The organism is Streptomyces sp. NPDC104761 (assembly GCF_055583445.1).
In genome coordinates this window covers 86526-94801 of sequence record NZ_JBVJNZ010000010.1, presented here as the reverse complement: position 1 = coordinate 94801, position 8276 = coordinate 86526, and the positions used below count along the sequence as shown (strand labels likewise).

8 protein-coding genes are annotated in these 8276 nt (G+C 70.3%); 5 read left to right on the top strand and 3 right to left on the bottom strand.

Going from position 1 to position 8276, the window contains the following annotated elements:
- Positions 1-479: 479 nt before the first annotated feature.
- Together ACZ63F_RS26195 and ACZ63F_RS26190 are read left to right on the top strand one after the other, a co-directional pair.
- Positions 480-1628, top strand: coding sequence for a DUF3500 domain-containing protein (locus ACZ63F_RS26195; RefSeq protein WP_469714137.1), 1149 nt, complete (start codon positions 480-482; stop codon positions 1626-1628).
- Entirely contained in the window at positions 1625-3031 is a 1407-nt protein-coding gene (locus ACZ63F_RS26190) for a HupE/UreJ family protein (protein ID WP_469714135.1), read from the top strand. Before ACZ63F_RS26195 ends, ACZ63F_RS26190 begins: the two co-directional genes overlap by 4 nt.
- Before the next feature lie 29 nt (positions 3032-3060).
- On the opposite strand, the gene ACZ63F_RS26185 is transcribed toward ACZ63F_RS26190, so the two are convergent.
- Positions 3061-3909 (bottom strand): LysR family transcriptional regulator, encoded by an 849-nt coding sequence (locus tag ACZ63F_RS26185; protein WP_469714133.1) that lies wholly within the window; start codon positions 3907-3909, stop codon positions 3061-3063.
- A gap of 102 nt (positions 3910-4011) precedes the next feature.
- On the opposite strand from ACZ63F_RS26185, the gene ACZ63F_RS26180 reads away from it, so the two are divergent.
- Both ACZ63F_RS26180 and ACZ63F_RS26175 read left to right on the top strand, forming a co-directional pair.
- Positions 4012-4740, top strand: coding sequence for an SDR family oxidoreductase (locus ACZ63F_RS26180; protein WP_469714131.1), 729 nt, complete (start codon positions 4012-4014; stop codon positions 4738-4740).
- Positions 4741-4820: 80 nt separating this feature from the next.
- On the top strand, positions 4821-5171 hold the full coding sequence (locus tag ACZ63F_RS26175; protein ID WP_469714129.1) for a hypothetical protein: 351 nt from the start codon (positions 4821-4823) through the stop codon (positions 5169-5171).
- 748 nt (positions 5172-5919) lie between these two features.
- Here ACZ63F_RS26175 and ACZ63F_RS26170 read toward each other — a convergent pair.
- A complete protein-coding gene (locus ACZ63F_RS26170) occupies positions 5920-6168 on the bottom strand; it encodes a DUF397 domain-containing protein (RefSeq protein WP_469714127.1) in 249 nt (82 codons plus the stop codon).
- The gene (locus ACZ63F_RS26165; protein WP_469714125.1) at positions 6165-7001 is read right to left on the bottom strand and encodes a helix-turn-helix domain-containing protein; all 837 of its coding nucleotides are present in this window, start codon (positions 6999-7001) and stop codon (positions 6165-6167) included. The genes ACZ63F_RS26170 and ACZ63F_RS26165 overlap by 4 nt, the downstream gene beginning before the upstream one ends.
- Before the next feature lie 125 nt (positions 7002-7126).
- Between ACZ63F_RS26165 and ACZ63F_RS26160 the strand changes: the two genes are divergently transcribed.
- Complete coding sequence (locus ACZ63F_RS26160; protein ID WP_469714123.1) at positions 7127-7534, top strand: hypothetical protein; 408 nt, start codon at positions 7127-7129, stop codon at positions 7532-7534.
- Positions 7535-8276 lie beyond the last annotated feature (742 nt).

Below are 8276 nucleotides of genomic sequence, written 5' to 3'. Positions count from 1 at the left end.
CTCGCGCCCAAGGAAGACAGGACAGCAGAGAACCCGGCGCGCCCCTTGGGGTCACCGGCCCCCTGGCTGGCCTTTTTGCCCCCCCCCTCCTTCCTTTCCCCCCCACCACTTTTTCTTTTTCCCGGACAGGAGCGACCTGTCGATTTCATTTGTGGATTTCATTGTTTCTGTGAATCCTGAAAATCTTGCCCGGAATCCCCTCCGAAATTGCTCCGCGGTCGAGTTTTCTCATTGAGTGTCAAGAATGTTGTTGGTAGCGTCCGCGATGCGTTCCCCTGATCTTCCGACCATGCCAACGGGTGTGCCCGTATGGCTAGTTCGGCATGCCGAAGGAGTAGTTCGTGAGCAAAGAGAGAACCCGTCTCGTCCGTTCCAGGCGGACTCGAAGGGCCGTGCTGGGAGCCGCCACCGCCCTGGTTCTTGCCGGTGGTGGATTCGCCGTGGCAAATGCGTCCACGGCAGGCAGTGAGAAATCGGCCGTGGGCGTGCAGCGACCGGTCGACAAGCACGCGACCGGCACCGCGGCCGTGGTCAGCGCCGCCAACGCCTTCCTGAACACCCTGACCTCGGACCAGCAGGCCTCGACGCTGCTGGACCTCACGCAGGCGAACGCGACCGCCTGGTCGAACCTGCCCTGCGGCGGGACCTGCCGCCCCGGCATCCAGTTCAGCACGCTGTCGGACGACCAGCTGGCCGCCGCCGAGCACGTGCTGAAGCTGGCGCTGGGGAGCGGCAAGGACACCGGCTACGAGCACGTCCTGCAGACCCTCAAGGCCGACGACGTGCTCGCCTCGGCCGAGAGCACCAGCTCCGCCTCCGCCGGCCCGACCGACGCACCCACGGCGACGGCCACCGACTCCGCGTCGGCCGACCCCTCGGCCACGCCGACCGACTCGGCGTCCGCCGCCGCCCCGACCGGCGCCCCGACCGGCGCCCCGCCCTCCGGGGGCACCGGCGGCGGGGGCGGCTTCTCGTACGGCAGCGGCTACTACTACCTGGCGTTCCTCGGCACCCCGTCCAAGACCGGCACCTGGCAGCTGCACTTCGGCGGCCACCACCTCGCCGTGAACATCACGTACAAGGACGGCAAGGTCTCCGGCGCCAGCCCCTTCTTCACCGGCGTCGAGCCGACCAGCTGGACCGCGGACGACGGCACCACCTACGCGCCGCTGGCGAAGTTCCGCGACGGCCTGCTGAAGCTGACCGGCAGCCTGAGCACCTCGCAGCTGGCCGAGGCCAAGCTGTCGGAGTCGTTCAGTGACGTGCTGCTCGGCCCCGGCAAGGACGGCGACTTCCCGGAGACCAAGGAGGGCATCAAGGTCAGCGAGCTGTCGCCGAAGCAGAAGAAGCTGGTCCTGGCGGCGATCCACCCGTGGGTCGCGGACGTGGACGACGCCACCGCCGCCCAGCTGATGAAGACGTACGCGAAGGAACTCGACCAGACCTACGTCGCCTACTCCGGCGGGACCGGCCTGGACACCCAGGGCGACTACGTACGCATCGACGGTCCCAGCGTGTGGGTCGAGTTCGTCTGCCAGAACGGTGTCGTGTTCCAGAACCAGGTCCACTACCACACCGTCTACCGCGACCACACCCGCGACTACGGGAACGAGTTCTCCTTCTCATGACCAAACCGCGAAACTGGCTGGCCAACGCCCTGACACGCCTGGTGGCCGGGATCGCGATCGTGGTGCCGGCGGCGCTCCTGCTCGGGGCGTCGCCGGCCGCCGCGCATCCGATGCCGCACTCGGTGGTGCAGCTGGACGTGTACCGGTCCTCGGTGTCCGCCCGGCTGGAACTGCCCGTCTCCGACTTCTCCCGGGCCAGCGGCATCGAACTCGACGACGTCGGCGGCAAGGCCGTACCGGCCGGGCGGGCCAAGGCGATCCGCGCCTACCTCGCCGAGCACATCCGCCCGACCACGACCGGAGGTACGGCCTGGCAGGTCGGCATCGGTGCGATGCACCTGAGCGCCACCCAGCAGACGTCCACCGGCCCGTACCGGGAACTGACCGTCGCCGCGGTCCTCACCCCGCCCGCAGGGGCCGACGTACGCCACTTCACCTTCCACTACGACGTGATCGTCCACCAGGTCGTCACCCACGTGACCCTCGTGACGGTCCGCCAGGACTGGGCGAACGGCCAGGTCGACGGCAAGGGCACCACCCAGGTCGGCACGATCGAACTCGACGTCCGGCACATGAAGGTCCCGGCCCTCAAGGTCGACCTCGGCCCCGGCAGCGCCTGGCGCGGTTTCGTCGCGATGCTCGAACTCGGCGGCAACCACATCCTCACCGGCACCGATCACCTGCTCTTCCTGCTGATCCTGCTCCTGCCGGCCCCCCTGGCGGCGAGCGGCGGCCGGTGGACCGGCCTGGTGGGCCCCCGCACGGCACTGACCCGCATCGGCGGTATCACCCTCGCCTTCACGGCCGGCCACTCGGTGGCCCTGGCCGCGAGCTCCCTGGGGCGGCTCGACATCCCCTCCTGGCCGGTGGAGGCGTTCATCGCAGCCAGCATCCTGGTCGGCGCGATCCACGCGATCCGCCCCCTGTTCCCCGGGCGGGAAGCGGTGGTGGCCGGCGTCTTCGGCCTCGGCCACGGCATGGCGTTCTCGTTCGTCCTCGCCGAAATGCACCTGTCCACCGGCCAGCTGGTCACCAGCCTCCTCGGCTTCAACCTCGGCATCGAACTGGTCCAACTGCTGCTGGTCTGCCTCACCCTGCCCTCGCTCCTGCTCCTGCTCCTGGCCCGCCTCCGCCTCCAGCCCGTGCTCCGGCTGACCGGTGCGGTGCTCACCGGCATCGCGGCCCTCGGCTGGCTGGCCGACCGCCTCGGCCTGCCCAACCCCGTCGCCCGCGCGGCCGACAGCGCCGGCTCCCACACCACGCTGCTGCTGATCGTCCTGACACTGGCCGCGCTCACCAGCACGGGGTGGACCCTCGCCACCCGCATGCGCAGCGCCCCGCCGGACGGGCTCAGGCCGCCCCGACGGCCTGCCCGATGGCGTGCGGCCCCGGACCGGTCGTGAGCCTGCGGGGGCCCGGCCCTTCCCCGGGCTCAGAGCTGCGTGGCGGTGCGGACCAGTCCGGCGACGGCCCGGGAGCGGCTGTGCGGCGGCCACGCGATCACGGTGGTGACCGGCGGCGCGTCCACCACCGGTACGGCGGCCAGGTCCTCGCGCAGCTGGGACCGGACGGACTCCGGCACGACACAGCAGGCGCGGCCCAGCGCGACCAACTGGTAGAGCTGGGCCTGGTCCCGGACCTCCGGACCGGGCCCCTCCGGGTACCTGCCGTCGCGGCCCCGCCACCGCGCCCGGGGCAGCCCGGCCTGCTCGGCGACCTCGGCCGTCCACACCTGTTCGCGGACGGCGAGGTGGTGCCCGGCCGGCACCACCAGCACCTGGCCCTCCGTCGACAGTTCCTCACTGTCGAAGCCCGCCGTTGAGTCGAACGGCAGGTGCAGCAGCGCCACGTCCGCCCGTCCGTCACGCAGCATCCGCTCCTGCTCACCGACCCCGCACAGCAGCAGATCGACCGCGACCGCGTCCGGTTCGGCGGCATAGGCGTCGAGCAGCTTCGCCAGCAGTTCGCCGGACGCACCCGCCTTCGTGGCCAGCACCACGCCCGGCCGGCCGGACGCGGCGAGCGCCGCGCGCCGGGTGCGCTGCTCGGCGGCCGCCACCGCGTCCAGCGCCGCCCGGGCCTCCTGCAGCAGCACCGACCCGGCCTCGGTCAGGGTGACCGCACGGCTTGTGCGTTCCAGCAGGGTCGCCCCGAGCCGCCGTTCCAGCTGGCTGATCGCCCGCGACAGCGGGGGCTGCGCCATCCCGAGTCGCTGGGCCGCCCGCCCGAAGTGCAGCTCCTCGGCGACGGCCACGAAGTACCGCAACTCCCGCGTCTCCACGCCCCCATTTTACTGACCCGGCCGGTATCGATACCCGTGCGGTATCGATGCCTACCCGATCGGTGTTGGCCGCCCCACCCCGGTCCCGGACAGGATCGAAGCATGACCGAACAGCAGAAGACCGCGCTGGTCACCGGCGCGAACAAGGGCATCGGACACGAGATCGCGGCCGGCCTCGGCGCCCTCGGCTGGCGCGTCGGCGTCGGCGCGCGCGACGCGGAGCGCCGGGAGACCGCCGTGGCGAAGCTGCGGGCGGCGGGCGTCGACGCGTTCGGCGTGCCGCTCGACGTCACCGACGACGCGAGCGTGCAGGCCGCCGCCGCGTTGGTCGAGGACCGCGCCGGACACCTCGACGCACTCGTCAACAACGCCGGCATCACCGGCGGAATGGCCCAGACGCCGACCACCGCAGACATCGAGACGGTGCGGCAGGCCGTCGAGACCAACGTCATCGGCGTCATCCGTGTCACCAACGCGATGCTGCCGCTGCTGCGCCGCTCGCCGTCCCCGCGGATCGTCAACGTCTCCAGCAGCGTCGGCTCCCTCACCCGGCAGACGGCGCCGGGCGCCGAGATGGGCCCGATCGCCGTCGCCTACTCACCGTCCAAGACGTTCCTCAACGGCGTCACCGTCCAGTACGCCAGGGAACTCCAGGGCACGAACATCCTGATCAACCTCGCCTGCCCCGGCTACTGCGCCACCGACCTCAACGGCTTCCAGGGTCACCGCACCCCGCAACAGGGCGCGGCGACCGCGATCCGCCTCGCCACCCTGCCCGACGACGGCCCGACCGGCCGCTTCTTCGACGACGACGGCGAGGTGCCCTGGTGACTCACCTCGGGACACGAACTCATCCCGGTTGAGTAGCCCTACTCAGGCGGGGACACCCGGGCGGGGACGAGATTAGGAGCATGAGCCCTCCACCGTCGCGCCCTTCGCAGGGCGGGCCCCTCAAGGCGGTCTTCACCGTCGTGGCCGTACTGCTGCTCGCGGTCGCCGTCGCCGTCAACGGGCTGCTGTTCCTCGGCATGGCCTTCGCCGGTGACAGCTGCGGCACCTCGGCCGGAACAGCGCGGTTCTGCGACGACTCCGGCGTCTGGATGCTCGTGGCGATGTTCGGGCCGACGGTCGCGCTGGCCGCCGCCGCGGTCACGGTCGTGCTCGGAACGGTCCGGGCCCGGCGACCGTGGACCGCCCTGGCTCTGGGCCTACTCGTCTACGCCGCCGGCCCCGCGCTCGCCCTGTTCACCGTCTTCGCCTGACGGTTCCGCCGCCTGGGCCGGTTTCCTCACGTACCTCGCGAGGTGACCGTCGGGGCCGCCCGCTTCTCGGCAGTGTCGTGCTTCCGCGGCCCGAGTCAAGGGCGCTTCGCGTCGGCTCCGCCGATGCCCCTTCGGGTCACCCTTGACACGACCCGCTCCAGCACGGGCAAGAAGCGAGCGAACGGCCCGGAAAGGCGGGGTCCCGGCCGGGGTTGGCGCCAACCGTCGGCCGAACCCGCACCCCCCGCCAACGGGCGCGCTCCCGCCGCGCCCGCGCCCGCGCCCGTGCGCTCGGCGGCTTGCGCCCGGTGGAGCCGAGAGAGGGCGGTAGGGGACCGGTGAGGTCGACAGCGTGCGAGTGGTGGATGTGTGCCTCGGCCGAGGGACGTCGAGCCTGCGCGGTCAAGGAGGACGGGCCTCAGCCGTGGCACACATACGCCAATCACTCTCCCGCCGTGGGTGGTGTGGTTGTAGGCGCACCACCGTTGGTCGTTCGCCGCTTGGGCGGCCCGGCGTGCCCCCGAAGACCGTTCGCGCCCGTCGTCGGGCGATGCGGGCTCGGCCGACGGTTGACGCGAACCCCGGTCAGGGCCCCCCGCTTCCTTCCGGCCGCTCGCTCGCTTCTTCCCCGTGCTGGAGCGAGGTGTGTCAAGGGTGGCCCGGAGGGCCATCGGCGGAGCCGACGCGAAGCGCCCTTGACGCACCTCGCGGAAGCACGACACTGGCCGAGAAGCGAGCGGCCCGACGGTCACTTCGCGAGGTGCGTGAGGAAACCGGCCCAGGCGGCGGGGGAGAGGGCGAGGCGGGGGCCGTCGGGGGCGATCTTGGAGTCGCGGATGTGGATGGTGTGGGGGCAGGGGGATATTTCGAGGCAGTTCCCGCCGCCGCTGTCGCTGTAGGAGGACTTGCGCCAGGTGTAGGCGGCCTCGACGCAGTCGCCGCCCCCGCTGTCGCTGTAGCTGGACTTGAACCATCGCAGGGTTCCGGTGCGGGTCATCGCTTCTCTCCTGCCAACCGTTCGATGAGGCTCACCGAGTCGTCGGTACTCAGGGCCTGTGCGCGGATCTTCGCATAGCGGTGGGCGAGTTGGGACACTTCCTCCGGTTCGCTGACCAGGATGCCCTGGTCCTCGATCTCCATGTAGACGACGTGTTCGTGCTCCGCGGTCACCACCATCTTCATGGGGCCACGATCACCGGCGTACGTCCCCCGCAGCCCCCGCTCCATCGGCAGCACTTGCAGGCACACATTGTCGCGCTGCGCGTCCTCGACGAGCGAGAGCAGTTGTCCCCGGAGCACTTCCCAGGAGCCGAACGGCCGCCGCAGCACGCTCTCTTCGAGGATCAGCTCGATCATCGGCGCGGGCTCCCGCTTGAACAGCGCCCGGCGGGCCAGCCGCGCCTCGACCAGCTCCTCCCGCTTCTGCTCGGAGACCGGCGGAAAGCCGCCTCCGATCAGCGCCCGTGCGTAGTCCTCGGTCTGGAACAGGCCGTCGATCACGAGCGTTCCGTACGACGAGATCGTGACCGCCCCGGCCTCCAGCTCCGAGAAGCCCCGGAACCGCGCCGGGTACTTCTCCAGCAGCATCCACTTGCGGGCCTTCTCGAAGAGCCCCATCCCGTTGCCGATGGCCTCCTCCAGTGCCACCAGCATCTTGTCGCTGGCGGGTTGTGCACACGTCTCCATGGCGCTGATCGCGGACGCCGTGTAGCCGGTACGCCGACCCAACTCCTCCTGGGTGAGCTCCTGTTGTTCTCGTAGGGCTTTCGCCAGGGCGGCCACCATCTGTGCCGTACCGCCCGCTTCCTCTTTGTTCTCAGCCCGCGCCATTAGCGGTCACCCCCGAACTCAACCGAACTCAACCGGTCACAACCAACCCGCCCCGAATTCCGACCGTATTCGGTGGTTGACTCGGAGTTATGGCGACGGTAGCCCCACCTGCCGAAACTGGTCCCATGAACACTCAAAGTGACCCCTTAAACTTCGGCTGGCTCCCCGCATCTGGCGTTCAACTCCGCAAAGCCGGGGTCCAGTTCGACGCCGTGCGGGTGGACGACGGGGAGTGGGGGCGGCGGCTCGCCGATCGGCTCGCGGAGATGACCGGGGGTGACCCCGGGCCCGTCATCGAGGTCGCCAGTGGGCGGCGGTGTGTGTACTTCCTGGTGCCGGCCGGGAGTACGGACCACCTGCCCTGGCCTGCGGAGGTGACGCGACTGACCGCCGTTCCGGCCCGGGTGTCGTACATCCCGATTCCCGCGCTGGACGACATGACGTGGCCGTTGTCGTGGCGTTACCGGCCGACCTGCCCCGACCGTTTCGTACACACGCGACTGCTGCGCTCCGCGCTTCACTCGCCGGAATGAATTATGTGACTAAGCGGCCGAGGAAGTGAATTTCAGCGTGCGTAGGTCGCTTTGTGCGACTGCGACGTCAGCCCCCGCAATGCGCCAACACCATTCCTGGCGACGTCGGGCCGTGTGGCCGGACCTCCGCGAACCGGATCGGCGATCCGGTTGCCCTCCGAATGGTCTTGAGGGTCGGGGAACAGCGCGAGCTGGTCGCCTGGGTGCAGTCGAGTCTTGCCACCCGCATGGGGCGTGCTCGCTGTCCTGGGCGGGCTCGCGGTTCCGCGCGTCCTCGGGGCGGGTACGGCCTGGCCGGTAGCTCTCCGCAGCACCATCCGCTGGTGGTGGGTGGTCACACCTGGCCGACGCCGTGCCCGGTGGCGGGGTCCACGGCAATGACGAGTAAACCTTGGTGGTAGGCCATGCCACGCAGCCGTTCTCGGAAGCGTGCTGTAGGAATCCCGGACACTGTGCGGCGGAAAGCTTTGCCTCGGCGCCCGCGGCCCATGGTCTCCCGGCCGATGGCGCGTGCATCGTCAAAGCCGAGATTCTCCACCGCAATCGCTGCACAGCCGTGTTGCCGGGCGATCGCGATCAGGTGCCGCGCGGCCGTCCGGTGCTGACCAGGACGCCGATGCGGTATCGGGGCACGAGCATCCGTACCATCCGGATCGTCGAGCAGGGCTGACCGCCGGCCCGAAGGCACACCCCAAGGCTCCGGACCCAGGAAGGTCCGGAGCCTTTTTCACTCACACAGAGA

Excerpts from the sequence above, each read along its gene's own strand:
- ACZ63F_RS26180 (WP_469714131.1), top strand. The coding sequence starts at position 4,012 with ATGACCGAACAGCAGAAGACCGCGCTGGTCACCGGCGCGAACAAGGGC.
- ACZ63F_RS26170 (WP_469714127.1), bottom strand. The coding sequence starts at position 6,168 with ATGACCCGCACCGGAACCCTGCGATGGTTCAAGTCCAGCTACAGCGAC.
- ACZ63F_RS26190 (WP_469714135.1), top strand. The coding sequence starts at position 1,625 with ATGACCAAACCGCGAAACTGGCTGGCCAACGCCCTGACACGCCTGGTG.
- ACZ63F_RS26165 (WP_469714125.1), bottom strand. The coding sequence starts at position 7,001 with ATGGCGCGGGCTGAGAACAAAGAGGAAGCGGGCGGTACGGCACAGATG.
- ACZ63F_RS26160 (WP_469714123.1), top strand. The coding sequence starts at position 7,127 with ATGAACACTCAAAGTGACCCCTTAAACTTCGGCTGGCTCCCCGCATCT.
- ACZ63F_RS26175 (WP_469714129.1), top strand. The coding sequence starts at position 4,821 with ATGAGCCCTCCACCGTCGCGCCCTTCGCAGGGCGGGCCCCTCAAGGCG.